The following is a 25095-nucleotide window of genomic DNA, read 5'->3' on the forward strand; positions in this document are numbered from 1 at the left end:
CCGGGGCGACGGCCCCACCGGTTCGCCGGCACGGAGCCGGCGAACCCGGTTCACATCACCTTGGCCTGCTCCAGCTCAACCTGCAGGGCGCTCGCCAACTCCTCGCGGGCGACCTCGAACTGCTGCTCGCGCACCAGGTCCTTCACCGCGACCACGCCGCGCGCGCGCTCGTCCTCGCCGGCCAGCACCACGAAACGGATGCCGGCGCGCGCCGCGTACTGGAACTGCTTGCCGATCTTCTTCGGCTCCATCTGCACTTCGGTGTTGATCCCGCCCGCGCGCAGCAAGCGCGCGATGTCGAGCGAATCGGCCAGCCGCTCCTCGTCCATCAGCGCCACCAGCGCCTGCACGCTGCTGGCCTCCACGCCCGAGACCAGCCCGGCATCGCGCAGCTGCCAGAACAAACGGGTCAGGCCGATCGAGATGCCGACGCCCGGCAGCTTCGACTTGGTGTAGTGGCTGGCCAGGTTCTCGTAGCGGCCGCCCGAGCAGATCGAGCCGATCTGCGGATGGTCGACCAGCGTGGTCTCGTAGACGGTGCCGGTGTAGTAGTCCAGGCCGCGGGCGATGGAGAAGTTCAGGCAATAGGCGTCCTCGGGCACGCCCAGCGCCCGCACCAGCTCCAGCACCTCGCGCAGCTCGGCCGCGCCCTCGCGCAGCACCTCGCTCGGCCCGGCCTCCGCGAGCAGCGCATCCAGCCGTGCCAGCGCATCGGCGTGGCCGTTCGAGCGCACCGCGATGAACGCCAGGATCTTCTCGACCTGCTGCGCCGGGATGCCGAAGCCCTCGCCGGCCAGGGTCTCGCGCACGTAGTCGGCGCCGCGCTTGTCGATCTTGTCGACCTCGCGCAGCACCGCCAGCTGCAGCTCGCCCTCGGCCACGCCCAGGCTCTCGAAGAAGCCGCGCAGCAGCTTGCGGTTGTTCAACTGCACGCGGAAGTCGCCGATCCCCAGTTCGGAGAACACCGCGTGGATCACCGCCAGCACCTCGGCGTCGTAGCGGATGCTCAGCGCGTCCTTGCCGATCACGTCGATGTCGCACTGGTAGAACTCGCGGAAGCGGCCACGCTGGGCGCGCTCGCCGCGGTAGACGCGCTGCATCTGGTAGCGGCGGAACGGGAACGCCAGCTCGTGCTCGTGCTCGGCGACGTAGCGCGCCAGCGGCACGGTCAGGTCGAAGCGCAGCGCCAGCTCCGGCAGCCCGGCCTCGCCGGATCCGGCGGCATTGGCCAGCGCGCCGGTGGACTGCACGAAGTACACCTGCCGCTCGGTCTCGCCCCCGGACTTGGTCAGCAGCACGTCGGACAGCTCGAACACCGGCGTCTCCACCGGCAGGAACCCGAACCGCTCGTAGTTGCGGCGGATGACGTCCAGCATGCGCTGGAACGCGATCTGCTCGCGCGGCAGCAATTCCATGATGCCGGGCGGCGTGCGGGGCTTGATCACGTGCGGGACTCCTGCGGAACGGGGGGACGAAAGAACGCAATTCTATCCGGCCTCGGCCGCGCAGGCCGCATGGCGTATCATGGCGGCGTCTTTTCGCCGGGGAATCCGCCATGTATCGGCAGAGCGCAATCGCCGGGACCCCTTGCACGGACGCCTCGGCGCCGCCCCCGCAGGCGCTGGAATGCGCCCATTGCGCCGTGCGCGGCCGCGCCGTCTGCTCTGCGCTGTCCGAGCACGAGATGGAGACGCTGGACCGGGCCACCCAGCACCTGCGCTGCTCCGCCGGCAGCACCCTGGTGCGCGCCGGCGACGCCCGGCAGTACGTCTATACCCTCACCTCCGGCGTGCTGCGGATGGTGCGGACGTTGGCCGACGGGCGCCGCCAGGTCACCGGCTTCGTGCTGCCCGGCGACTACGTCGGCCTGACCGGGACGCCGCAGCATCGCCACGACATCGAGGCCCTCGTCGACAGCCAGGTGTGCCGGACCCCGGTCGCCGACATGCGCGCGATACGCGAGCGCTACCCGCACCTGGAACGCAAGCTGCTCCAGCGCACCAGCATGGAGCTGGCCGCCGCCCAGGACACCGGCCTGGCGCTCGCCCGGCTGCAGCCGGGCGAGCGGCTCGCGCACTTCCTGCTGCGGCTGGCCGCGCGTTCCACCCAGCCGGGCCTGCCCGGCGACACCGTCGCATTGCCGATGGGGCGCGGAGACATCGCCGACCACCTCGGCCTGACCATGGAAACGGTGAGCCGCACCTTCACCAAACTCAAGCAGCAACGGCTGATCGCGCTGCCGCAGTTGCACCTGGTGCAGATCCTGGATTACCCCGGCCTGCGCCGGCTCGCGGGCGACGACGACTTCTGACGGCTCCGGCGGTCCCGGGCGCGCCACGCCTCCCGGGCGGTCGCGAACGGCACCCGCTAGGTCGCGCCGCAATCGCCGAGCAGGCGCGAATGGCGCAGCCAATCCGGGTCCGGGTAGTAGGCGAACACGAACGAACCGCCGCGGATCGCGTCGATGAGCCGGTGCGCGATCGCCGGGCGCACGGCCGGGCACCCCAGGCTGCGGCCGAGCCGCCCCTGGCTCCGGATGGTCGCCTCGCTCACGTAGGGCGCGCCGTGGATGACGATGGCGCGATCGTGGGCGCGATCGTTGAAGCCCGGCTCCAGCCCCTTCAGCCGCAGCGAATAGCCGTTGTGGCCGGTATAGGCGTCCTCGGCGACGAACGCGCCCAGGCTCGACATGTAGCTGCCGTCGTCGTTGGAGAACCTGGTCGCGAGGTCGGCCCCGGTATTGCGGCCGTGCGCCACCCATTCCTGGAACAGCAGCCGCTGCTGCCTGAGGTCGAAGACCCACAACCGGCGCTCGGTCGAGGGCCGGGAATAGTCGATCACGCTGAGCAGGGCGTCCCCGGCCACCTCGCCGCGATGGCGCGCGCATTGCAACGCTTCGGTGGCCAGGACCAGCACATGCCGGTCCAGCGTCGGCGCCTGCGACGCCAACACGCCTGCCAGCCCGGAAGCGGGCACCGGCGCGGCGGCGGCCATGGCGCCCGGGGCTTGGGGAGGACTGGCGGGGGCGGCCGCGACCGCGCAGGACAGCGCAGCGGCGGCCGCCGTCTTCAGCACATGGCGCATCGGGACGGCTTTCGGGAAACGGACTGAGGGGCGGACATCCGGTTCCGGCCGTCCGCATTCTGCCCTAGATGGCGGCCCCTGCCCGGCTTTGCCAGCCCGGGCAGCCGCCGCGTTCGGCCCGCGCTCAGCCGGCCAGCAACCGTGCCTTCAGCCGCGCGTAGTCCGGCGGCAGCGGCTCGGCCTGGGCCGGGCGGGCCAACAGCTCGGCCAGCGCGGGCGGAACCGGCACCGGTTCGCCGATCAACGGTTCGACCACGCCCTCGAACTTGGCCGGATGCGCGGTGGCCGCGACCGCCCAGTCGCCCAGGTCCGCTTCCGCGCCTTCGGCGCGGATCTGCTCCAGCACGTGCACGGCGGTCGCGGTATGCGGGCAGAACACCTCGCCGAAGCGGCGGTGGCGTTCGACGATCGTGCGGCGGATCGCCTCGTCGTCCACCGAGAGCGCGGTGAAGTCCCCGCGCAGCGCCGCATCGTCGCCCGCGTAGAGCCAGCGCAACCGCTCGAAGTTGCTCGGCGCGCCCACGTCCATCGCATTGGCCAGAGTCGCCACGCTCGGCTGCGGCGCATAGTCGTTGCCGGCGAAGTAGTCCGGCAGCACGCGGTTGGCGTTGGTCGCCAACACGATCCGGCCCAGCGGCACGCCCAGCGAGCGCGCCAGGATCGCCGCCAGCGCATTGCCCAGGTTGCCGGTCGGCACCACCAGGTTCAGCGGGGCGCTGTGGCGGGCATGGTGCACCAGCGCGGCGTGCGCGTAATAGCTCATCTGCGGCAGCAGCCGTCCCAGGCTGATGCTGTTGGCGGAACTCATCGGCACCTGCGCCTGCAATTCGCCGTCGTTGAGCGCTTGCTTGACCAGCGCCTGGCAATCGTCGAACGAGCCTGCCACGCGCAATGCGCTCACGTTGTCGCCGAAGCAGCCGAGCTGGTGGGCCTGGCGCGGCGACACGCGCCCGTCCGGGTACAGCACGACCACGCGCAAGCCGGGCTGGCGATGGAACGCCGCCGCCACCGCCGCGCCGGTGTCGCCGGAAGTGGCGACCAGGATCGTCAGCGGCCGGTCGGCGTCGCGGCGCAGCCGCGCCAGGCTGGCGGCCAGGAAGCGCGCGCCGAAATCCTTGAACGCCGCGGTCGGGCCGTGGAACAGCTCCAGGCTGTGGTCGCCCGGCGTCGCCAGCGGCACCAGCGGCGCGGCGAAGTCGAAGGCTTCGTGGCAGATCGCGGCCAGTTCGCTTTCCAGGCCGTCGCCGGCAAAGAACGGCGCCAGCAGATCGGCGGCCGTGCCGGCCAGGGTCGCGCCTGGCGCGAGGGTGCGGGCGGCCGGCAGTTGCGCCGGCACGTACAGGCCGCCATCCGGCGCCAGCCCGGCGGCGATGGCCTGGCTGAGCGTGGCGGCCGGGGCGTTGTTGCGGGTGGAGATGAAGTTCATCGGGGTTCCGTGGGTCTTGAAAACATCCAGTCGGATCGTCGTCCCCGCGAAGGCGGGGACCCAGCGCCTTCGGTTCTCGCGCGAGCTTCAAGTCGCTGGGTCCCCGCCTTCCGGGACGACGGTCGATCTACATTGCTACAGCAGCCGCGCACCTGGGCTATCCAACGGCGTCACCCAGGCCTGGCTGTCGAAGCCAGCGGCGGCGAACGCGGCCTGCACCTGCGGCGCGGCGGCCGCGGCGGCCTGTTCCGTCTCGAACCAGGCGAACACGCTGGGCCCGGCGCCGGAAATGCTTGCCCCCATCGCGCCAGCCTCCAAGGCCGCGGCCTTGGCTGCGTCGAAGCCGACGATCAGCGGCGCCCGGCGCGGCTCGACCAGCACGTCACGCAAGCCTTGGCGCACCAGCGACGCGTCGCCGGCATGGCAGCCGGCCAGCACCAGCGCCAGGTTGGCGCTCTGCGCGACGAATTCCTTGAGCGGGTAGTCCCCCGCCAGCGCGGCGCGCGCGCGGCGCGTTTCCAGCACCGCGTCCGGGTGCACCAGCAGGCTGTGCCAGGCCGCCGGCACCGGCACCGGCACCAGCCGCTCCAGCGTGGACAGCACCAGCCCGCCCAGGAACATCGGGCCGAGGTTGTCGCCGTGGCGGCTGCCGCTCGCGACCGCCTCGCCCTCCAGCGAGTGCAGGTACAGCTGCTCCCTGCTCAGGGGCCGGTCCAGCAGGGCATTGGCGGCCACCAGCGCGGCCACGCACGAGGCGGCCGAGCCGCCCATGCCGGAGCCGAGCGGAATGCCCTTGTCGATCTCGACCTCGAAGCCGAACGGCAGCGCCAGCGCCCGGTGCAGCGAGATCAGCGCCGCGCCCGCGGTGTTGTCCGCCGCCTCCAGCGGCAGGGCGACGGTGGTGCCGCGGATCGCGGCGATGCGCACCTCCGGCGCATCGATCCGGCGCACGGTGACGGTGTCGCCGACGCCCGCCACCGCGTAGCCGAGCAGGTCGAAGCCCACCGCCACGTTCGCCACGGAGGCAGGCGAGAACGCCCTCGCCTCGCGCACGCCGGACCGCCCTTGCACCGGCGCCCGGGTCATCGCGGCCTCGCTCACAGCCGGGCCCCCTCGCCCGCCGCCACCCGCAGCACGTCGGCGAACACGCCGGCCGCGGTGACCTCGGGGCCGGCGCCCGGCCCCTGCACGACCAGCGGGTTCTCGCAATAGCGGCGCGTGGTGAACTGCACCACGTTGTCGGTCAGGCGCAGGTTGGCGAAGCCATGCCCGGCCGGCAGCTCGACCAGGCCCACGCTCGGCGCGCGCCGGGCCGCGGATCCGGCCGCGAGCGCGTGCGGGCCGTCGGAGGGCAGCTGCGCGACGTAGCGCAGCACGTTGCCGCGGCTGCGCGCATCGGCCAGGCGCTGCGCGAACGCCGCATCGACCTCGCGCAGCCGCGCCATGAATTCCTCCACCGACGCCTCCTTCAACGCAGCCGGCACCAGGCTTTCCACCTCCACGTCCTCCAGGCTGATCTCGCGCCCGGCCTCGCGCGCCAGGATCACCAGCTTGCGCGCCACGTCCACGCCGGACAGGTCGTCGCGCGGGTCCGGTTCGGTGTAGCCCATCGCGCGGGCCTGCGCCACCAGTTCGGAGAACGGCACGCTGCCGTCGTACTTGTTGAACAGCCAGGCCAGGGTGCCGGAGAAGATGCCTTCGATCGAGGTCACCGCATCGCCGGTATCGACCAGATCGCGCAGCGTGGTGATCACCGGCAGCCCCGCGCCCACCGTGGCCTCGTAGCGGAAGCGCGCGCCGCTGGCCGCGGCCGCTTCACGGATCGCCAGGAAGCGCCCGAGCGGGCCGGAGCCGGCTTGCTTGTTGGGCGTCACCACGTGGATGCCGGCGGCCAGCCAGCCGGCATAGCGGTCGGCGACCTCGGGACTGCCGCTGCAATCGATGATGATCGCGTGCGGCAGGTGCGCCGCCTGCAGGTGCGCGGTGAAGCGGTCCAGGTCGGTGGGCGTGGCGCTGGCCGCGAACGCCGGGCGCCAGTCGTCGGCCAGGCCGCGCTCGTCCAGCAGCATGCGGCCGCGCGAGGCGATCGCGCGCAGCCGCAGATCCAGGTTGGCCTTGGCCAGCAGTTGCGGTTGCGCCGCGCGCAGCTGGTCCAGCAGGGCCGCGCCCACGTTGCCAGGCCCGATCACGCCGACCGAGAACGTCTGCGGCGAGAGCCAGAATCCGGCGTGCGCGGCTCGCAGCGCCTTGGTCGCGTGCGCGCTGTCGATCGCCACCGAGATGTTGCGCTCGGACGAGCCCTGCGCGATGGCCAGGATGTTGACCTGGGCGCGCCCGAGCGATTCGAACAGGCGCGCGGCCACGCCGGGCTGGCCGGCCATGCCGTCGCCCACCGCCGCCAGCACGCTGATGCCGGTGGTCAGCTGCACGCGCTGCACCTGGCCGACCGCCAGTTCGTGGGCGAAGGCGTGCAGCAGCGCGTCCTGCGCGCGCGCCGATTCCTCTTCCTTGACCACGCAGCAGATCGAATGCTCGGACGAGCCCTGCGAGATCATCACCACCGACACGCGCGCGTTGCGCAGCGCGGCGAACACGCGCTCGGCGGTGCCCGGCACGCCGATCAGGCCGGTGCCTTCCAGGTTCAGCACCGCCAGGCCCGGGCTCAGCGTCAGGCCCTTGATCGGCCCGCTGACCTCGCTGTTGGCGGTGATGCGCGTGCCCGGATGGCCCGGCTGGAAGGTGTTGCGGATGATGATCGGCAGCCCGCGCTCGATCGCCGGCGACATCGTCTGCGGGTGCACGACCTTGGCGCCGAAGTACGCCAGCTCGCACGCCTCGTCGTAGCTGAGCGTCTCCAGTTGCACGGCTTCGGGCACCACGCGCGGATCGGCCGAGAGCACGCCGTCCACGTCGGTCCAGATGTGCAGTTCGTCGGCCTCGAACAGCGCGGCGAAGATCGCGCCGGAATAGTCGCTGCCGTTGCGGCCCAGCGTGGTGATGCGGCCGGCGCGGTCGCGCGCGACGAAGCCGGTCGCCACCACCCGCGGCTGCGGGTTCTGCGCGCGCCACTCGCCCAGCTTCCGCGCGCTCACGCTCCAGTCCACGTCCACGCCCAGCTCGCCGCGGTTGACCACCAGCACCTCGCGCGCGTCGAGCACCGCGCAATCCTCGCCCAGCGCCTGCAGGTGGCTGCCCAGCAGCTGCGCCGAGTAGACCTCGCCCAGGCCCTGCACGCGATCGAGCACCTCGCGCGGCAGCTCGCCGATCACCGCCAGCGCCGACAGGATCTCGGACAGTTTCTCGAAATGCGCCTCCAGCCATTCCAGCGCCGGCCCGGCGTTCTCCCCCAGCAAGGCCACCGCCGCGCCGCGATGGCGGGCGCGCAGCTCGTGCCAGCGTTCGTGCCATTCGGGCCGGTCCGCGGCGGCCAGTTCGGCCAGTTCGATCAAGGCATCGGTGACGCCTTTCATCGCCGAGACGACGGTGACCTGCACCGGCTCGGCGCGCGCCAGCAGCAGCCGGGCCACGTGCCGGTAGCGCTCGGCGTCGGCGACGGAGGTGCCGCCGAACTTGTGCACGACGGTCCGCGGAGCGGGCGCCTGGGCGGGAGACGGGGATTCGAGCGGGACAGCGGGCGATGACATCGACAGACCTCGTTGGGGAGGCCCCGTCCGCTTCAGGCTGTGGGGTTCCCCCGCATCCTGATCCGGGTGCGGGGCCGTGGTTTTCGGAAGTTACGCGAAGACGACGGACCGCACCGGGGTAATGGTGCCGGTGGTAATGGTGGTAATGGTGGTGCCGGACGCGCCCGCGCTCGCCGCGCCGCCGTGGGCGGTACGGGTGACGGCGGCGATGTGCGCGGTATTCAGCATGCGCCCAACAAGACATCAGGCGTCGAGGGGCTGTCAAGTGTTGCGCCGCCGCATCCGCCCGGGCGCGCAGCAGGTCCGCGGAAAATCCCGCCTGTTCAGCGACTTGCACTTGCAACCAACCGCCGCTTGCTTGCATCGGCAACCAAGCGGCGGCACCGGCTGCGCGGCTTCGCGCAGCGTGGACGGCCCCCGCCTTACCGTCGAGCCAGTTCCATTCCACTGCCGCGCCAATGACTCTCCGCGCCTTCTTCAGCAACATCGCCAGGAAAGCATCGAGCACCGCCGGGTCGCCCTGGACGTTCTGCACGGCCGTCGCCATCGTCGTGCTCTGGGCGATCAGCGGCCCGATCTTCGGCTTCAACGACACTTGGCAACTGGTGATCAACACCGGCACCACGATCATCACCTTCCTGATGGTGTTCCTGATCCAGCATGCCCAGAACGCGGACACCGCCGCGATGCAGATCAAGCTCGACGAACTGATCCGGGTCGCCAGCGAAGGCAACAACGAACTGCTGGACCTGGAAGAGCTGGACGAGAAGCGCCTGGAAGAGATCCGCAAGCAGTACGAAGCGCTGGCCCGGCGCGCCGCGCAGGCGCAGCAGCGGCGGACCTCGCCCGGGCCCGACCGCGACGATCACGACCGCGCCGGCGACTGAAAGCGCCGCACCGCCGACGGGAGGCCGCCCGGCATGGCGGCAACGGGCGCGCACTGTCCTGGCGGATGGGCCGGTCAGGCGGCCTCGCCACGGGCCAGCAGCGCCGCCCGCGCCCGGGCGTAATGGTCCGGCCAGCTGTCGGGTCGCGGCCGTCCCGGGCGCCAGTTGCGCAGGTAGTACTCCCATGCCTGCTGGCTTGCGCCCAGGCGCGGCAACGGCGCCGGATCGGTGTACAGCAACAGGCGCGCGAACTGGCAGGCCAGCACGTCGTTCGCGGCCAGCGCGTCGTAGCAGTCCTGGGCATCGGCCGCCACGCCGGCTTCGGCGCAGAACTGCCGCGCCAGGCCGCGGCTGGACGGATGCCGCAGCACGCCGCGCACGCCGCCGTCGCGTTCGAACTGCCACAAGCCGCGCGCCGGCCCGCCGCGCTGGCGGCGCACCCGGAACCCGGATTCCTGCAATCCGATCGCCATCAGCAGCACTCGCGCCCGCGGCGTGTCCAGCCAGCCGGGCAGCGCCGGTTCGACGATCGAGATCTGCACCGCGTGCAGCGACAACGGCAACTTCAGCAGCGCCATCGACGGCTCCGTGGGGGAAGCGACCGGGCGAGCATAACGCCGGCGCCACCATCGACGGGCGGCCGCCATGCGGAGACTGGCGGCCCCGACACGATTCGAACGTGCGACCTTCCCCTTAGGAGGGGGACGCTCTATCCAGCTGAGCTACGGGGCCAATGCCCTGCATTGTCGCATGAACGCCGTTTTTGCCAAGCCGCGCGCACGATCCGGGCAAGGGCCGGCCGGGCCGCTCTGCTAGAATTCGCGATCCCGTTGCGCCGCGTCCCCCGCCTGCGGCGGCGCTCCCTGTCGCTTCGTTTTCCAGGAGTTTCCATGTCCGCAGAGCTGCTCAAGGCGCTCGAGCTCACCGCCTCCAATCCCGGCACCTATCTCGGCGATGGCCAGTGGTCGCAAGCCACCGGCGCCGGCGTGCTCAAGCCCCTCAACCCGACCACCAACGAAGTCATCGCCGAAGTCCAGGCGACCACGGTGGAAGACTACGAGCAGGTGATCGCCCGCGCCCAGGAAGCCTTCAAGGCCTGGCGCACCCTGCCGGCCCCGCGCCGCGGCGAGGCGATCCGCCTGTGCGGCGAGGCGCTGCGCAAGCACAAGGACGCGCTCGGCTCGCTGGTCGCGCTGGAGATGGGCAAGAGCAAGCCCGAAGGCGACGGCGAGGTGCAGGAGATGATCGACATCGCCGACTTCGCAGTCGGCCAGAGCCGCATGCTGTACGGCTACACCATGCACTCCGAGCGCCCCGGCCACCGCATGTACGAGCAGTACCACCCGCTCGGCCTGGTCGGCATCATCAGCGCGTTCAACTTCCCGGTCGCGGTGTGGAGCTGGAACGCGTTCCTGGCCGCGATCTGCGGCGACGTGTGCATCTGGAAGCCGTCCAACAAGACCCCGCTGACCGCGATCGCCTCGATGAAGATCTGCAACGCGGCGCTGAAGGAAGGCGGCTTCCCGGACATCTTCTTCCTGATCAACGACGCGGGCACCGCGCTGTCGGAAAAGCTGGTGGACGATGCGCGCGTGCCGCTGATCAGCTTCACCGGCTCGACCCAGGTCGGCCGCATCGTCGCCGAGAAGGTCGCGCGCCGGCTCGGCCGCTGCCTGCTGGAGCTGGGCGGCAACAACGCGATCATCCTAGACGAGACGGCCGACCTGAAGCTGGCGGTGCCGGGCATCGTGTTCGGCGCGGTCGGCACCGCCGGCCAGCGCTGCACCACCACCCGCCGCCTGATCGTGCACGAGTCGATCTACGACACCGTGCTGGCGGCGCTGGTCAAGGCCTACAAGCAGGTGGAAGGCAAGATCGGCGATCCGACCGACCCGGCCAACCTGATGGGACCGCTCAACAGCCGCGAGGCGGTGCAGCAGTTCCTGGCCTCGATCGAGAAGGCCAAGGCCGCCGGCGGCAAGGTCGAGACCGGCGGCACCGCGCTGGACCGCCCGGGCAACTTCGTGCTGCCGGCGATCGTGACCGGGCTCAAGAACAGCGACGAGGTGGTCCAGCACGAGACCTTCGCGCCGATCCTGTACGTGATGAAGTACTCGACCCTGGACGAGGCCATCGACATGCAGAACGGCGTGCCGCAGGGCCTGTCCTCCTCGATCTTCACCCAGAACCTGAAGGCGGCCGAGCGCTTCCTGTCGGCGGCCGGCAGCGACTGCGGCATCGCCAACGTCAACATCGGCACCTCCGGCGCCGAGATCGGCGGCGCGTTCGGCGGCGAGAAGGACACCGGCGGCGGCCGCGAATCCGGCTCGGACGCGTGGAAGGTCTACATGCGCCGCCAGACCAACACGATCAACTACTCCGACTCGCTGCCGCTGGCGCAGGGCATCAAGTTCGACCTGTAGCGCCTCGTGGCGGGAGGGGTTTCGGCCCCTCCCCCCTCTCTTCCACTGCCAAGGAGTCGTGCCGATGAGCGTTCCCCGTCAGACCAGTACCCTGGCCGTCGTCAGCCTGGTGGCTGGCATCCTGGGTTGGACCCTGCTGCCCTTCATCGGCAGCATCGGCGCGATCATCACCGGGCACCTGGCCCGCGCCGAGATCCGGCGCGAGCCGCAGCGCCTGGAAGGCGATGGCCTGGCCCTCGGCGGGCTGATCCTCGGCTGGCTGTCGGTGGCCACGTGGATCGTCGGCATCCTGGCCTTCGTGCTGTTCTTCGGCGGGCTGGCCTGGCTCGCCCATCTCGGGTCGTGACGCCATGGGCTCCCTGTCCTCGCAGCAACGCTTCAGCAACCGCGTCGCGGACTATGTCCGCTATCGCCCCGGCTACCCGCCGGCCCTGATGGAATGGATCCACGGCGAGCTGGAGGTCCCCTCCACCGCGACGGTCGCCGACATCGGCGCCGGCACCGGCATCTCCACGCGGATGTTCCTCGAGGCCGGGCACGAGGTGTTCGCGGTCGAACCCAATGCGGCGATGCGCGGGGCCGCCGAGGCATGGCTGGCCGGCTATCCCCGCTTCCACGCGGTGGACGCCAGCGCCGAGGCGACCACGCTCGGCGACGCCAGCATCGACCTGGTGTCCGCCGCGCAGGCGTTCCATTGGTTCGACCCGGAAGCGGTCCGCCGCGAATGGGCGCGCATCCTCGTCCCCGGCGGCCTGGCCGTGGTGTACTGGAATTCGCGCCTGCTCGACGCCTCGCCGTTCCTGCGCGGCTACGAGCAGCTGCTGCTGGAGTACGGCACCGACTACAGCGCGGTGGCCGAGCGCTATGCCGACGACGAGACCATGCAGCGCTGGTTCGGCGCCGGCCTGGTGGCCAGCGTGCAACTGCCCAACGTGCAGCGGGTGGACTTCGACGCGCTGCGCGGGCGCCTGCTTTCGTCCTCCTATGCGCCGCTGGAGGGCGATCCGCGCCACGCGCCCATGCTGGCCGCGCTGCGCGAACTGTTCGACCGCCACCAGCAGGACGGCCATGTCGACATCGACTACCGCACGCGCGCCTTCGCCGGCACGTTGAACCGAGCAACACGCTGAACTGACGCCCATGTATTCCCTCGCCCGTCCCTTCCTGTTCGCCTTCGATGCCGAACGCGCCCACGGCCTCGGCCTGCGGGGCCTGGAGCTGGCCTACAGGACCGGCACCACGCCCTTGCTGGCGCACCGCCCCGAACCGCTGCCCACGCCCGCATTCGGACTGACCTTCCCCAACCCGGTCGGCCTGGCCGCCGGCCTGGACAAGAACGGCGAACATGTCGACGCGCTGATGGCGCTGGGCTTCGGCTTCGTCGAGATCGGCACGGTCACGCCGCGCGCCCAGGCCGGCAACCCCAGGCCGCGCATGTTCCGGCTGCCCGAGCACCAGGCGATCATCAACCGGATGGGCTTCAACAACCTGGGCGTGGACGCGCTGGTGCGCAACGTCGAGCGCGCGCGGCGGCGCGGCGGCCTGCTCGGCATCAACATCGGCAAGAACAAGGACACGCCGAACGAAGAGGCCTCGCGCGACTACCTGCACTGCCTGCACAAGGTCTATCCGCTGGCCGACTACGTCACCGTCAACATCTCTTCGCCCAACACCGCCGGCCTGCGCGAGTTGCAGGAAGAGCAGGCGCTGCGGCAGTTGATCGGCGACCTGCGCGAGGCGCAGGAAGCGCTCTCGGCCCGGCACGGCCGGCGCGTGCCGATGCTGGTCAAGGTCGCGCCGGACCTGAGCGACCGCGACATCGACGCGGCCGCGCGCGTGCTCTCCGACCTGGCGGTGGACGGCGTGATCGCCACCAACACCACCGTGGCGCGCACGCTGGTCGAGCACCATCCGCTCGCGGGCGAGGCCGGAGGCCTGTCCGGCGCGCCGCTGCTGGACCAGTCCACGCTGGTGCTGCGCCGGCTGCGCGCGCGCCTGCCCGAGTCGATCCCGCTCATCGGCGTGGGCGGCATCGCCTCCGGCGCCGATGCGGCCGCCAAGATGGCCGCCGGCGCCAGCCTGGTGCAGGTGTACAGCGGCTTCGTCTTCCGCGGGCCGGCGCTGGTCGGCGAATGCGTCGAGGCGATCCGCCGCCGGCGCGAGGCGCCGAGCCGGGGAGCGGTCTCCGCCCTATGACATCCGCTCCCCCTGCGCCAGCCTGGACGCTGGTCGAACACGCGCCGCTGCGTTCGCTCAACACCTTCCACGTCGCCGCCACCGCGGCGCGGCTGCTCGAGGTCGCCGACCCGCTCGCGCTGCCCGAGGCGCTCGCGCTGCCGGACGTCGCCGGCGCCGCGCCGCTGGTGCTCGGCGCCGGCAGCAATGTGCTGCTGGCGGGCGATCCTGAAGGCACCGTGCTGACCTTCACCAACCGCACCATCGAGGTGATCGCCCACCATGCCGACCACGCGATCCTGCGCGCCGGCGCCGGCATGCCGTGGCACGAACTGGTGATGTGGTCGCTGCAGCAAGGCCTGTGCGGGCTGGAGAACCTCGCCCTGATCCCGGGCACGGCCGGCGCCGCGCCGATCCAGAACATCGGCGCCTATGGCGCCCAGGTCGGCGATTTCGTGCACGCGGTGGAAGCCTTCGACCGCACCGAGGGCCGCTTCGTCCGGCTCGACGCGCAGGCCTGCGCGTTCGGCTATCGCGACAGCGTGTTCAAGCGCGAGCCGGACCGCTGGCTGATCGGCGCGCTCGAGCTGGACCTGCCGTTCCTGCACGAACTGAAGCTCGACTACGCCGGCATCCGCGAGGAGCTCGCCGCCATGCAGGTCGCGCTGCCCGAGGCGCGCGACGTCGCCCAGGCGGTGATCAACATCCGCCGGCGCAAGCTGCCGGACCCGGACCGGCTCGGCAATGCCGGCAGTTTCTTCAAGAACCCACAGTTGCCGCGCGAACAGGTCGATGCCCTGCTCCACGAACATCCGGCGCTGCCGGTGTTCCCGGCCGACCGGCCCGGCGCCGCCAAGCTCTCGGCCGCGTGGCTGATCGAACAATGCGGCTGGAAGGGCCACCGCGACGGCGATGCCGGCGTGTCGCCCGACCACGCCCTGGTGCTGGTCAACCACGGCGACGCCACCGGTGCGGAGCTGCTGGCGCTGGCGCGGCGGGTCGCCGGCTCGGTCCGCGAGCGCTTCGGCGTGGTCCTGGAGCCCGAACCGCGCCTGATCGGGGCGCGCTGGTGAGTCCCGCCTCGGTGCCGCTGCGCGCGGCGGCATTGATGCTGCTCAGCACGCTGTCGTTCGGCCTGATGGCCATCACCATCCGCTACGCCTCCGCCGACATCCCCACCACCGAGATCGCGTTCTTCCGCAACGCCTTCGGCCTGCTGGCGCTGCTGCCGCTGGTCCTCGCCCCCGGGCGGCCGCTGCCGCGTACCCGGCACCTGTCGCGCTACCTGGTCCGCACGCTGATCGGGCTGGTGTCGATGCTGTGCGGCTTCTGGGCGATCGGTCATCTGCCGCTGGCGCAGGCGATCACGCTCTCCTACTCCACGCCCTTGTTCGCCACGGTGCTGGCGGTGGTGTGGCTGCACGAAGTGGTGCGGATGCGGCGCTGGCTCGCAGTGGCGGCCGGCTTCGTCGGCGTGCTGGTGCTGCTGCGGCCCTGGTCGGAAGCCTTCAGCCCGGGCCTGCTGGTCGCGCTGGCGGCCGCCATGATCGGCGCGGTGGTCGCCATCCAGATCAAGCAGCTCTCGCACCTGGACCCGCCCGACACCGTGGTCTTCTACACCTATGCGTTCTGGGTCCCGCTCTCGCTGCTGCCTGCGCTGTTCCAGTGGACCTGGCCGCAAGGCATCGACTGGCTGTGGCTGGCGCTGACCGGCGCGCTGGGTACCTCCGGCCAATTGTTCTGGACGCGCGCGCTGCGGCTGGGCGAGGTCTCCGCGCTGCAGCCGATCGGGTTCATGCAGTTGCCGCTGGTCGCATTGCTCGGCTGGTGGCTGTTCGGCGAGCAAGTGGACCGCTATACCGTGCTCGGCGCGGCCATCATCATCGCCGCCAATGCCTATATCGCCCACCGCGAGACGGTGCTGGCGCGGCGCGCGGCCACCCACGCGCCGGCGGAAGGCGCCAAGCCGGGGGAATGAACGGCACAGCGGGGCGAACGCCGCGCCGCCGATGCGCTAGATTGCGCGGATGGACGCTTCCACTGCATCGCCCAGGCGGCCCGCCCGCACCATCGGCCTGATCGGCGGCATGAGCTGGGAATCCACGCTGCCGTACTACCGCCACATCAACGAGACGGTGCGCCGGGAATGCGGCGGCCTGCATTCGGCCCGGCTGCTGCTCGCCAGCGTGGATTTCCACGACATCGAGGTGCTGCAGCGCGCCGGCGACTGGGACGCCGCCGGCGCGGCGCTGGCCGGCACCGCGCGCGCCCTGCAGGCCGGCGGCGCCGATTTCCTGGTGTTGTGCACCAACACCATGCATCGCGTGGCCGCGGCGATCGAGGCCGCCACGCCGCTGCCGCTGCTGCACATCGCCGATCCGACCGCCGATGCGCTCGCCGCGCTCGGCGCGCGCCGGGTCGGCCTGCTCGGGACCCGCTTCACGATGGAGCAGGCGTTCTACAAGCAGCGCCTGGCGCAACGCGGCTTCGCGGCCGTGGTACCGGACGAGGCCGCGCGCGCCGACGTGCACCGGATCATCTACGACGAGCTGTGCCAGGGCGTGTTGCGCGACGCTTCGCGGCAGCGCTACCGCGAGGTCATGGCCGCGCTGGTCGCGGACGGTGCCGAGGCCATCGTGCTCGGCTGCACCGAGATCGCGCTATTGGTGGACGCGGCGGACGCCACGGTGCCGTTGCTGGACACCGCCGTGCTGCACGCCGAGGCGGCCGCCCTGCACAGCCTGGAACCGGCCGCGGCTCAGGCGGAGCGATGCCGCCACGGCCGGTAGTGCCGGCGGAAGCAGATCAGGTACAGGCCGATCACCCACGCCAGCGCCGCGCACCAGCCGCCGAGGATGTCGGACGGATAGTGCACGCCCAGGTAGATGCGCGAGAGGCTCACCAGCAAGGCGAAAAGACCGGCCACGACCGCCACCGGCCAGCGCCAGCGGGTACGCCAGGCCAGCGCGACCACCACCGCGGCCAGCGTCATCGAGCCCATCGCGTGGCCGCTCGGGAAACTGAAGGTGCTCTCCGGCGCGATCGACTCCCACAGGCTGGGCCGCTCGCGCTGGAAGAAATGCTTGGCGCCGACGTTCAGCAGCGCCGAACCAACGAAGCCGAAACCGGCGAACGCCGCCTCGCGCCAGCGCCGCAACGCGAGCAGCGCCAGCACGATCGCGGTATCGACCGGGATCACGCCGTACTGGTAGCCCAGCTTGGAGACCACGACGAAGAACGCATCGAGCCCGGGCGAAGCGATGCCGCGCATGCGCCACAGCAGCGGTTCGTCGAAGAAGAAGTCCTCCAGCTCGTGCACCTCGTCGGCCAGGCCGACGAACACGCCCAACGGCAGCAGCACCCCGGCGAACAGCAACACGAGCCGCCACGCGTTGTCGCGCAGCCAATGGCGGAAACCGGCCGGCGACTCAGCCGGCCCGGCGCGCATACCGGTTTTCGACGTACTCGTCGACCAGCGCGACGAACTCCTGCGCGATGTTCTCCCCGCGCAGCGTCACCTTCTTCTCGCCATCGACGAACACCGGCGCGGCCGGCGCCTCGCCGGTGCCCGGCAGCGAGATGCCGATGTTGGCGTGGCGCGACTCGCCCGGGCCGTTGACCACGCAGCCCATCACCGCCAGGGTCATGTTCTCCGCGCCCGGATGGGTGATGCGCCATTGCGGCATCTTCTCGCGCACGTGGTTCTGCACCACCTTGGCCAGTTCCTGGAAGAACTCGGAGGTGGTGCGGCCGCAGCCCGGACAGGCCGTGACCAGCGGCGTGAAGGCGCGCTGGCCGGTGGTCTGCAGCAGCTCCTGGGCCACGATCACCTCCTGGGTGCGCGGCTGGCCCGGTTCCGGCGTCAACGAGATGCGGATCGTGTCGCCGATGCCTTCCTGCAGCAGTACCGCCAGCGCGGCGCTGGAGGCGACGATGCCCTTGCTGCCGATGCCCGCCTCGGTCAGGCCCAGGTGCAGGGCGAAATCGCAGCGCGCGGACATGTCGCGGTACACCGCGATCAGTTCCTGCACGCCGGAGACCTTGGCCGACAGCACGATGCGGTCGCGCGGCAGGCCCAGCTCCACGGCGCGCTCGGCCGAATCCACCGCGGACCGGATCAGCGCCTCGCGCAGCACCCGGGCGGCGTCCCAGGGCTCCTCGCGCCGGGAGTTCTCGTCCATCAGCTGCGCCGCCAGCGCCTGGTCCAGCGATCCCCAGTTGGCGCCGATGCGCACCGGCTTGCCGTACTTGATCGCGAACTCGATCAGCTGGCCGAACTGCAGGTCCTTCTTCTTGCCGAAGCCGACGTTGCCGGGATTGATCCGGTACTTGGCCAGGGCCTCGGCGCAGGCCGGCTCGCCGGCCAGCAGCTGGTGCCCGTTGTAGTGGAAATCTCCGATCAGCGGCACGTCGATGCCCATCATCGCCAGCTTCTCGGCGATGCGCGGGATCGCGGCGGCCGATTCGGCGTTGTTGACGGTCAGCCGCACCATTTCCGACCCGGCGCGCCACAGCTCGGCCACCTGCTTGACGCTGGCGGCGACGTCGGCGGTATCGGTGTTGGTCATCGACTGCACCACCACCGGATGGCCGCCTCCGACCGTGACATTGCCGATCCTGACCGCCTGGGTCGTGCGGCGGGCCCAGGGGGCGGCGGAGGTGGGGGGCGTGGGGCGGCTGACGGCGTCGTGCATGCGTGCATTCTAGCCTGAGCCCCGGGGTCGCTCACTCGGCGCCGACCTCGTGGCAGGCCGTCGTTGCGCAGGATCAGGGCGCGCTGCCCTGATGCGGCGGGATGCGCGCCTGCATGGCCCCGCCTGCGCGGTTCCATGGACGGGCTGCCGCGTCCATCATGGCCGGCAGCTGAATCCCCGGGCCGCCCGTGCGACGGTTTGTCGCATACGGTCCCGGCGGCCGGCGCCTACGATTGAGGCCGCATGAATCCTTCCGACGCTTCGTTCCTGCGAACCCTGTGCAGCCTGCGCTGGCTGGCGACCGCCGGCCAAGCCGCCACCATCCTGGTCTGTACCGGGCTGATGCGCCTGGACCTGCCGCAGGCCCCGCTGTGGTCCGGCGTGGTCGCGCTCGCGCTGTTCAACCTGTACGCGCAGATCCGGGTGTCGCACTCGGACGACGCCGCCCCGGCCACCGCGTTCGGGCACATCCTGGTGGACATCACCGTGTTGACCTGGATGGTGGGCTGGAGCGGAGGCATCGCCAATCCGTTCGGCTCGCTGTTCGTCATCCTGATCGCGCTGGCCGCGCTGGCGCTGCCGCTGAACTGGACCATGGCGGTGGCCGCGGCCTGCGTGGCCGGCTACGTGGTCAGCGCCGCGTTCGGCATGCCGCTGCCGTCGGGCAGCTTCGATCCGCTGAGCCTGCACATGTGGGGCATGGCGGCCAACTTCCTGATCTCCACCATCGTCGTGCTGGTGTTCTCGACCCGGCTGGCGTTCGAACTGCGCGAGCGGGAGCGCGAGATCTCGACGCTGCGCGAGCGCTTCGCCCGCAACGAGGGCATCGTCGCCCTGGCCACCCACGCCGCCTCGGTGGCGCACGAGCTGAACACGCCGCTGGCGACGATGACCCTGCTGGTCGACGACGTCGCCGAGCAATGCGACCAGCCCGAGCTGCGCGAGGACCTGGAGACCCTGCGCGAGCTGCTCGTGCAATGCCACGAGCGCGTGCTGGCGCTGGCCGCGCCCGCCGACAACGGCAACCTGACCAGCGACGTGGCGGTCCAGGACGTGCTCGAGCAATGGCGGCTGGTGCGGCCGACCATCCAGCTGCACCGCAACCCCGACGCGCCGATGCAGCTGATGCTCGAACCGGGCGTCAGCCACCTGTTGCTGGTGCTGCTCAACAACGCCGCCGATGCCGGCGAGCGCAGCGGCCGCCCGCAGGTGGACCTGAGCCTGCGCATCGACGGGGACCAGTTGCTGGCCGAGGTGCGCGACTACGGCCCCGGCTTCGACACCAACCAGGCCATGCTGCCCGGCAAGCTGTTCAACAGCGGCAAGCCGGACGGCATGGGCGTGGGCCTGGCCCTGTCCCACGCCACGATCGAACGTCTTCACGGGGAGTTGTGGATGCTGCCCGCCGAGGGCCAGGGCGCTCGGGTAGGATTCCGCCTGCCCCTGCCCCGATAGGACCCGGCACAGGGAGGTGTCGCGCTGTTGTGAACGACTCACGCTGCAGGAATCCGCACGCGGGGCGGTGCGCCGCTCCTGCGGAGGATCCACGAAATCGACCCGGCGCAGGGATGCGCCGTTCTCTTGCGAAGGACCCAACCGAAGAGGCACACGCATGAACGAGTTCACTGCCAAGGGCCTGCTGGTCGACGACGACGGCCTGTACCTGCGCACGCTGCAACGCAGCCTGGCCAGGCGCGGCATCGAGACCCTGGTCGCCAGCGATGCCGCCACCGCGCTGGATATCGCCCGCCAGGCCCTGCCCGACTTCGCGCTGGTCGACCTCAAGCTCGGCCAGGACTCGGGCCTGTCGCTGATCCAGCCGCTGCGCGCGATCCGGCAGGACATGCGGATCCTGCTGGTGACCGGCTATGCCAGCATCGCCACCGCCGTGGAGGCGATCAAGCTCGGTGCCGACGACTACCTGCCCAAGCCTGCCAACATCGCCACGATCATGCGCGCGCTGGGCGAGGAAGACGATGACCCGGGCGAATCGCCGGACGACGAGGAGCACCTGCCCGAAGCGATGACGCCGCTGAGCCGGCTGCAGTGGGAGCACATCCAGCAGGCCTTGCACGAGACCGGGGGCAACGTGTCGGCCGCCGCGCGCCTGCTCGGCATGCATCGCCGCTCGCTGCAGCGCAAGCTCACCAAGCGCCCGAGCCCCGGGTCGTTGCGCGAACCGGGCACTTGATGCGTGCCCTTCTCCCGCCCGCGGGAGAAGCAAGCGTGCGGCGGGATGAGGAATGTGCAGGCCGGGAACGACTCGGGCGCCCTTCCATCCCCTTCGGGCACCTTCCCCCGCGAGCGGGGGAAGGAACGAGCCGGCCTACCAGAACAGCGTATACAGCGCGACCAGGATCGCCAGCACGCCCACCGCGCCCATGTTGAAACTGGCCGGGGTGCCGTAGCTGACGTCGTCGGTACGGATATGGTCGCGGCCGGGCACCGCCGGCGTCGCCAGCGACACCACCGCGGCCAACAACAGCGACAGCAGGAACACCAGCCCCACCCGGTCGATGAACGGCAGCGACGGCCAGGCCAGCTTGAACAGGATCGACAGCGCGAACGAGCCGATCGCCGCGCTCAGCGCGCCGGCCTCGTTGGCGCGCTTCCAGAACAGGCCGAGCATGAAGATCACCACGATGCCGGGGGTGAAGAAGCCGGTGAATTCCTGGATGTACTGGAAGCCCTGGTCGAAGCTGCCCAGCAGCGGGCGCGCGGTCAGGATGCCGAGCGCGACCGCCACCACCGCGGCGATGCGCCCCACCCGCACCAGCTTCTGCTGTTCCGCCTGCGGGCGCGACTTGGCGTAGAAGTCCAGGGTGAAGATCGTGGCCACCGAATTGATCTTGGACGCCAGCGAGGCCACGATCGCCGCGACCAGCGCCGCGAACACCAATCCCAGCACGCCCGTGGGCAGCAACTGCATCATCGTCGGGTAGGCCTGGTCGGGCTTGGCCAGGTCCGGCGCCAGCACCACCGCGGCGATGCCCGGCACCACCACCACGACCGGCATCAGCAGCTTCAGGAACGCGGCGAACACCATGCCCTTCTGCGCCTCGCCGATGTCCTTGGCGGCCAATGCGCGCTGGATGATGTACTGATTGAAGCCCCAGTAGCTGATGTTCATGATCCACAGGCCGCCGATCAGCACGCTCAGGCCCGGCAGGTCCTTGTAGAAGGGATTGTCCTTCGACAGGATCATGTGGAAGTGCTCCGGATGCTGCTGCCACAGCTGCTGGAAGCCCGCGACGATGCCGGCACCATCGCCGATCTTGGCCAGGGTCAGGCCCGCCACCAGCAGGCCGCCGAGCACCAGCAGCGAGACCTGCACGATGTCGGTCAGCGCCACCGCCTTCAGACCGCCGTACAGCTGGTACAGCAGCGCGAACACGCCGATCAGCGCCAGCGCCAGCATCTGGTCCATGCCGGTCACCTGGGTCACCGCGATCGAACCCAGCCACAGGATCGAGGTCAGGTTGACGAACACGTACAGGCCCAGCCAGAACACCGCCATCAGCGTGCGGATGCGGTTGCCGTAGCGCTGCTCCAGGAACTGCGGCATCGTGTAGATGCGGTTGCGCAGGAAGATCGGCAGGAAGAACTTGCCGACGATCAACAGCGTGGCCGCCGCCATCCACTCGTAAGAGGCGATCGCCAGGCCGATCGCGTAGCCGGAGCCGGCCATGCCGATGATCTGCTCGGCCGAGATGTTGGCCGCGATCAGCGATGCGCCGATCGCCCACCACGGCAGCGACTTGCCGGCGAGGAAGTAGTCCTCCGCGCTCTTGCTGTGCCCGGCCTTCTCGCGCGAGACCACCTGCGCCAGCACGAAGATGCCGGCCAGGTAGGCCAGCACGATCACGATGTCCAATGTCGCAAGACCCATTGCATCCCTCTCCCGTTCAACCGTGGATCGTGCGCTGGTTCCGAAGCCGCGTTTCCCTGTGGGAGCGACTTCAGTCGCGACGGGGCTTTATCGGTAAAGCCCCGTCGCGACTGAAGTCGCTCCCACAAAAACAACAGGACCCACGACCGCCAGCGCCTTCGCTTGCCGTCGTCGCGGCTGCCGCAAAGACAGCCGTTGCTCTTGTCGCTCGCGCCAACGATGGCGCGAACTCCTGACCGGCTTATTTGGCCGGGCACTCCACCGTGACCTCGGCCTCGTTCAACGCGCCCAGCGCGATGCGCGACACCGACAGGTCCAGCGCCGCGGCGCTTTCCAGCGTCGGCACCTGCACCAGCTTGCTCACGTCCGCGCCCGCGGCCGCGAAGCACTTCAGTGGCACGCCGACCACCTTCCACTGGCCCTGCGGCAACGCCGCCAGGGTCTTCTGCAGGTCGACGCGGCCGCTGCAGCCTTCGCCGCAACCGACGCCCAGCCATACCGGCGCGCTCACCGCGCTGTCGCGGCGCAAGGTCAGTTGCAGCTGCACGTCGCCGTTGCTCTCGCGGGTCAGGTCGAACGGCTTGGCCGCGATCAGCACCAGCCTGGCCGCTTCCGAACCGGACCATTGCAGCCGGCGCGCATCTTCCTGCGCCTTGTGGTCCACCGCGCTCAGCTTCAGGCTGCCGTCCGACAGCGCCACCGGCAGCGTGGTGGCCGGCATGTTCGCCTGCCCGGCGTTGGACAGGTGCACCGTGATGCCCATCGACGGCTTGCCGCGGCTGAAATAGACGCCGGCGGCCGACTGCTCGCCGCTCACGCCCGATTCCTCCGGCAGCGGCGCCAGGTCGCCCTTGTCCGCGTAGGTCAGGCCGTAGCCGAACGCGAACTGCGGGTCGTAGTCCTTCTGGCCCACGTTGTTGTGGAACTGCACCGCGGTCCGCGGCCAGGAGAAGCTCAGCTTGCCCTTGAAGTCGTACTGCACGCTGCCGTCGGGCTTGCGCAGCAGCACGTCGGCGATGCCCTCGCCTTCCGAACCCGGCAGCCAGGCGGCCACGAAGGCGTCGGAGGCATTGATCTCGCGGTTCAGCCACAGCGGGCGGCCGCTCAGGAACACCGACACCACCGGGATGCCCTCGGCCTTGAGCTTCTTCAGCAACTGCAGGTCGCTCTCGTCGCCGGCCTTGTACAGCAGGTTCGGGATGTCGCCCTGGAACTCGGCATACGGGTTCTCGCCGAACACGACGATCGCCACGTCCGGCTTGCGCTTGTACTTGCCGTCGACCGCCAGTTCCGCGCTGCCGCCGGCCGCCTTGACCTGCTTGGACAGGCCCTCCCAGATGGTGTTGCCGTTCGGGTAGTCGGCGCGCTTGGTGCCGGTGCCCTGCCAGTTCAGCGTCCAGCCGCCGGACTGCTTGCCCATGTCGTCGGCGCCGTCGCCGGCCACCAGCACGTGCTTGCGCGGATCCAGCGGCAGGATACCGCCCTGGTTCTTCAGCAGCACCAGCGACTCGCGCACCGCCTGCCGCGCCACCGCGCGGTGCTCCGGCGCGCCGAGCAATTCGAACTTGGCACCGAGCGGACGCTGCGACGGCTTGCCCGCTTCGAACAGGCCCAGCCGCACCTTCACGCGCAGGATGCGGCGCACGGCGTCGTCCAGCCGCTCCATCGGCACCTGGCCGGACTTCACCGCGGCCAGCGTGGTCTCGTACACGCTCTTCCAGCTGTCCGGGGCCATGTACATGTCCAGGCCGGCCAGCAGCGCCGCCGGGCAGTCCTGGTTGGTGCAGCCCTTGATCTGGCCATGGCCGTTCCAGTCGCCGACCACGAAGCCGCCGAAGTTCATCCGGCCCTTGAGCACGTCGGTCAGCATGACCTTGTTGCCGTGCATCTTCTCGCCGTTGACGCTGTTGAACGACGCCATCACGCTCTGCGCGCCGGCGGCGATCGCCGGCGGATAGCCCGCGTTGTGGATGTCGCGCAGGACGTCCTCGGACACTGCGGTGTCGCCCTGGTCCTTGCCGTCGGTGGTGCCGCCGTCGCCGAGGTAGTGCTTGACCGAGGAGATCACGTGGCGGCCGTCGAGGAACTGCGGCGAACCCGGTTCGCCCTGCAGGCCCTTGACCATCTCGCCTGCATAGCTGGCCACCACGTCCGGCGACTCGGAATAGCCCTCGTAGCTGCGGCCCCAGCGGTCGTCCTGCGGCACCGCCACGGTCGGCGCGAAGGTCCACTCCATGCCGGTCACGCGGGTCTCGATCGCGGTGACCTCGCCGATCTTCTTGATCAGCGCCGGGTTGCGGGTCGCGCCCAGGCCGATGTTGTGCGGGAACAGCGTCGCGCCGACGATGTTGCTCTGCCCGTGCACCGCGTCGATGCCGAAGATGATCGGGATCGCGTGGCCGCCCTGCGAGGTGTCCATCGACGCTTCGTAGAACGCGTCGGCCAGCTTCAACCATTCCGCCGGGCTGGCGTCGTACTTGCCGCCGGGATCGGAGTTGCCGCCCGCGAGCACCGAGCCGATGCGGTACTTGCGCACGTCCTCCGGGGTCATGCTGGCGATATCGCCCTGCACGGTCTGCGCCACCTTTTCTTCCACGCTCATCTGCGCCATCACGTCGCTGACGCGCTTCTCGAGCGCGGGGTCCTCCGCGAACGGCCACTTCGGCGAAGGCCATTTGTCCGGATGGATCGTGGTCGATGCGGAAGCATCCTGCGCCGGCGTGGCATCGTTGGCATTGGCGACGGGCTTGCCTTGGCAGGCGGCCAGCAACAGCACGGCGCTGGCGGTGGCGACCGAAAGCGCGCGGCGGATCATGGGCGCGGAAGCGCGATGGGTGGTTTGCAAGGGCGATCTCCGTACGGGTTACCGACCG

The 25095-nt window shown here is 70.5% G+C and carries 22 protein-coding genes and 1 tRNA gene; 11 read left to right on the forward strand and 12 right to left on the reverse strand.

The window, feature by feature from the left end:
• Window positions 1-50: 50 nt before the first annotated feature.
• On the reverse strand, window positions 51-1445 hold the full coding sequence (gene hisS, locus FD678_RS09200; protein ID WP_140721737.1) for a histidine--tRNA ligase: 1395 nt from the start codon (window positions 1443-1445) through the stop codon (window positions 51-53).
• A 197-nt stretch (window positions 1446-1642) separates the two neighbouring features.
• Between hisS and FD678_RS09205 the strand changes: the two genes are divergently transcribed.
• Window positions 1643-2311, forward strand: a complete 669-nt coding sequence (locus FD678_RS09205) for a Crp/Fnr family transcriptional regulator (RefSeq protein ID WP_218569593.1) — start codon at window positions 1643-1645, stop codon at window positions 2309-2311.
• 56 nt (window positions 2312-2367) lie between these two features.
• Here the strand turns inward: FD678_RS09205 and FD678_RS09210 are convergent, their stop codons facing one another.
• The 5 genes from FD678_RS09210 to FD678_RS20200 all read right to left on the reverse strand — a co-directional run bounded on the left by FD678_RS09210 (window position 2368) and on the right by FD678_RS20200 (window position 8382).
• Window positions 2368-3084 carry a murein L,D-transpeptidase catalytic domain family protein gene (locus FD678_RS09210; protein ID WP_140721743.1) on the reverse strand — a complete coding sequence of 239 codons (717 nt, stop codon included), beginning with the start codon at window positions 3082-3084 and terminating at the stop codon, window positions 2368-2370.
• Between the two features lie 124 nt (window positions 3085-3208).
• Window positions 3209-4510 carry a threonine synthase gene (thrC, locus tag FD678_RS09215; RefSeq protein WP_140721746.1) on the reverse strand — a complete coding sequence of 434 codons (1302 nt, stop codon included), beginning with the start codon at window positions 4508-4510 and terminating at the stop codon, window positions 3209-3211.
• Window positions 4511-4645: 135 nt separating this feature from the next.
• Window positions 4646-5611 carry a homoserine kinase gene (locus tag FD678_RS09220; RefSeq protein ID WP_218569594.1) on the reverse strand — a complete coding sequence of 322 codons (966 nt, stop codon included), beginning with the start codon at window positions 5609-5611 and terminating at the stop codon, window positions 4646-4648.
• Window positions 5608-8154: a bifunctional aspartate kinase/homoserine dehydrogenase I gene (gene thrA / locus FD678_RS09225; protein ID WP_140721753.1), complete on the reverse strand. Its 2547-nt coding sequence runs from the start codon at window positions 8152-8154 to the stop codon at window positions 5608-5610. Before thrA ends, FD678_RS09220 begins: the two co-directional genes overlap by 4 nt.
• A 90-nt stretch (window positions 8155-8244) precedes the next feature.
• Complete coding sequence (locus FD678_RS20200) at window positions 8245-8382, reverse strand: hypothetical protein (protein ID WP_177497658.1); 138 nt, start codon at window positions 8380-8382, stop codon at window positions 8245-8247.
• A gap of 230 nt (window positions 8383-8612) precedes the next feature.
• Here FD678_RS20200 and FD678_RS09230 point away from each other — a divergent pair, with 230 nt between their 5' ends.
• Window positions 8613-9041, forward strand: a complete 429-nt coding sequence (locus FD678_RS09230; RefSeq protein ID WP_140721756.1) for a low affinity iron permease family protein — start codon at window positions 8613-8615, stop codon at window positions 9039-9041.
• A 74-nt stretch (window positions 9042-9115) separates the two neighbouring features.
• Here FD678_RS09230 and FD678_RS09235 read toward each other — a convergent pair whose 3' ends face one another.
• On the reverse strand, window positions 9116-9619 hold the full coding sequence (locus tag FD678_RS09235) for a hypothetical protein (protein WP_256661890.1): 504 nt from the start codon (window positions 9617-9619) through the stop codon (window positions 9116-9118).
• Between the two features lie 77 nt (window positions 9620-9696).
• Window positions 9697-9773, reverse strand: a tRNA-Arg gene (locus FD678_RS09240).
• Between the two features lie 158 nt (window positions 9774-9931).
• On the opposite strand from FD678_RS09240, the gene amaB reads away from it, so the two are divergent.
• From amaB to FD678_RS09275, 7 genes are all read left to right on the forward strand, one after another.
• Window positions 9932-11464, forward strand: coding sequence for an L-piperidine-6-carboxylate dehydrogenase (gene amaB, locus FD678_RS09245; RefSeq protein WP_140721759.1), 1533 nt, complete (start codon window positions 9932-9934; stop codon window positions 11462-11464).
• 64 nt (window positions 11465-11528) lie between these two features.
• Window positions 11529-11810 carry a DUF4190 domain-containing protein gene (locus tag FD678_RS09250; RefSeq protein ID WP_140721763.1) on the forward strand — a complete coding sequence of 94 codons (282 nt, stop codon included), beginning with the start codon at window positions 11529-11531 and terminating at the stop codon, window positions 11808-11810.
• Window positions 11811-11814: 4 nt separating this feature from the next.
• Window positions 11815-12594, forward strand: a complete 780-nt coding sequence (locus tag FD678_RS09255; RefSeq protein ID WP_140721766.1) for a class I SAM-dependent methyltransferase — start codon at window positions 11815-11817, stop codon at window positions 12592-12594.
• A gap of 10 nt (window positions 12595-12604) precedes the next feature.
• On the forward strand, window positions 12605-13660 hold the full coding sequence (locus FD678_RS09260) for a quinone-dependent dihydroorotate dehydrogenase (protein ID WP_140721769.1): 1056 nt from the start codon (window positions 12605-12607) through the stop codon (window positions 13658-13660).
• A complete protein-coding gene (murB, locus tag FD678_RS09265; protein ID WP_140721772.1) occupies window positions 13657-14712 on the forward strand; it encodes a UDP-N-acetylmuramate dehydrogenase in 1056 nt (351 codons plus the stop codon). The genes FD678_RS09260 and murB overlap by 4 nt, the downstream gene beginning before the upstream one ends.
• The gene (locus tag FD678_RS09270; protein WP_218569595.1) at window positions 14709-15617 is read left to right on the forward strand and encodes a DMT family transporter; all 909 of its coding nucleotides are present in this window, start codon (window positions 14709-14711) and stop codon (window positions 15615-15617) included. The genes murB and FD678_RS09270 overlap by 4 nt, the downstream gene beginning before the upstream one ends.
• 49 nt (window positions 15618-15666) lie before the next feature.
• Complete coding sequence (locus FD678_RS09275; RefSeq protein ID WP_140721775.1) at window positions 15667-16428, forward strand: aspartate/glutamate racemase family protein; 762 nt, start codon at window positions 15667-15669, stop codon at window positions 16426-16428.
• On the opposite strand, the gene FD678_RS09280 is transcribed toward FD678_RS09275, so the two are convergent.
• Window positions 16398-17087: a phosphatase PAP2 family protein gene (locus FD678_RS09280; protein WP_140721779.1), complete on the reverse strand. Its 690-nt coding sequence runs from the start codon at window positions 17085-17087 to the stop codon at window positions 16398-16400. The genes FD678_RS09275 and FD678_RS09280 overlap by 31 nt on opposite strands.
• On the reverse strand, window positions 17068-18333 hold the full coding sequence (gene ispG / locus FD678_RS09285; protein WP_140721782.1) for a flavodoxin-dependent (E)-4-hydroxy-3-methylbut-2-enyl-diphosphate synthase: 1266 nt from the start codon (window positions 18331-18333) through the stop codon (window positions 17068-17070). Before ispG ends, FD678_RS09280 begins: the two co-directional genes overlap by 20 nt.
• Window positions 18334-18576: 243 nt before the next feature.
• Between ispG and FD678_RS09290 the strand changes: the two genes are divergently transcribed.
• Together FD678_RS09290 and FD678_RS09295 are read left to right on the forward strand one after the other, a co-directional pair.
• The gene (locus FD678_RS09290) at window positions 18577-19788 is read left to right on the forward strand and encodes an ATP-binding protein (RefSeq protein WP_140721785.1); all 1212 of its coding nucleotides are present in this window, start codon (window positions 18577-18579) and stop codon (window positions 19786-19788) included.
• Window positions 19789-19945: 157 nt separating this feature from the next.
• Window positions 19946-20524, forward strand: coding sequence for a response regulator transcription factor (locus FD678_RS09295; RefSeq protein ID WP_140721788.1), 579 nt, complete (start codon window positions 19946-19948; stop codon window positions 20522-20524).
• Between the two features lie 135 nt (window positions 20525-20659).
• Here FD678_RS09295 and FD678_RS09300 read toward each other — a convergent pair whose 3' ends face one another.
• The gene (locus FD678_RS09300) at window positions 20660-22222 is read right to left on the reverse strand and encodes a sodium/sugar symporter (protein WP_140721791.1); all 1563 of its coding nucleotides are present in this window, start codon (window positions 22220-22222) and stop codon (window positions 20660-20662) included.
• 241 nt (window positions 22223-22463) lie between these two features.
• Window positions 22464-25067, reverse strand: coding sequence for a glycoside hydrolase family 3 protein (locus FD678_RS09305; protein WP_218569596.1), 2604 nt, complete (start codon window positions 25065-25067; stop codon window positions 22464-22466).
• Between the last annotated feature and the right edge of the window lie 28 nt (window positions 25068-25095).

The organism is Pseudomonas sp. Hp2 (assembly GCF_006386585.1).
Classification (GTDB): domain Bacteria; phylum Pseudomonadota; class Gammaproteobacteria; order Xanthomonadales; family Xanthomonadaceae; genus Pseudomonas_S; species Pseudomonas_S boreopolis.

Excerpts from the sequence above, each read along its gene's own strand:
- amaB (WP_140721759.1), top strand. The coding sequence starts at position 9,932 with ATGTCCGCAGAGCTGCTCAAGGCGCTCGAGCTCACCGCCTCCAATCCC.
- FD678_RS09275 (WP_140721775.1), top strand. The coding sequence starts at position 15,667 with ATGGACGCTTCCACTGCATCGCCCAGGCGGCCCGCCCGCACCATCGGC.
- FD678_RS09300 (WP_140721791.1), bottom strand. The coding sequence starts at position 22,222 with ATGGGTCTTGCGACATTGGACATCGTGATCGTGCTGGCCTACCTGGCC.
- thrC (WP_140721746.1), bottom strand. The coding sequence starts at position 4,510 with ATGAACTTCATCTCCACCCGCAACAACGCCCCGGCCGCCACGCTCAGC.
- ispG (WP_140721782.1), bottom strand. The coding sequence starts at position 18,333 with ATGCACGACGCCGTCAGCCGCCCCACGCCCCCCACCTCCGCCGCCCCC.
- FD678_RS09230 (WP_140721756.1), top strand. The coding sequence starts at position 8,613 with ATGACTCTCCGCGCCTTCTTCAGCAACATCGCCAGGAAAGCATCGAGC.
- FD678_RS09295 (WP_140721788.1), top strand. The coding sequence starts at position 19,946 with ATGAACGAGTTCACTGCCAAGGGCCTGCTGGTCGACGACGACGGCCTG.
- FD678_RS09250 (WP_140721763.1), top strand. The coding sequence starts at position 11,529 with ATGAGCGTTCCCCGTCAGACCAGTACCCTGGCCGTCGTCAGCCTGGTG.
- FD678_RS09260 (WP_140721769.1), top strand. The coding sequence starts at position 12,605 with ATGTATTCCCTCGCCCGTCCCTTCCTGTTCGCCTTCGATGCCGAACGC.
- FD678_RS09280 (WP_140721779.1), bottom strand. The coding sequence starts at position 17,087 with ATGCGCGCCGGGCCGGCTGAGTCGCCGGCCGGTTTCCGCCATTGGCTG.
- FD678_RS09290 (WP_140721785.1), top strand. The coding sequence starts at position 18,577 with ATGAATCCTTCCGACGCTTCGTTCCTGCGAACCCTGTGCAGCCTGCGC.
- thrA (WP_140721753.1), bottom strand. The coding sequence starts at position 8,154 with ATGTCATCGCCCGCTGTCCCGCTCGAATCCCCGTCTCCCGCCCAGGCG.
- FD678_RS20200 (WP_177497658.1), bottom strand. The coding sequence starts at position 8,382 with ATGCTGAATACCGCGCACATCGCCGCCGTCACCCGTACCGCCCACGGC.
- FD678_RS09210 (WP_140721743.1), bottom strand. The coding sequence starts at position 3,084 with ATGCGCCATGTGCTGAAGACGGCGGCCGCCGCTGCGCTGTCCTGCGCG.
- FD678_RS09235 (WP_256661890.1), bottom strand. The coding sequence starts at position 9,619 with ATGGCGCTGCTGAAGTTGCCGTTGTCGCTGCACGCGGTGCAGATCTCG.
- murB (WP_140721772.1), top strand. The coding sequence starts at position 13,657 with ATGACATCCGCTCCCCCTGCGCCAGCCTGGACGCTGGTCGAACACGCG.
- FD678_RS09255 (WP_140721766.1), top strand. The coding sequence starts at position 11,815 with ATGGGCTCCCTGTCCTCGCAGCAACGCTTCAGCAACCGCGTCGCGGAC.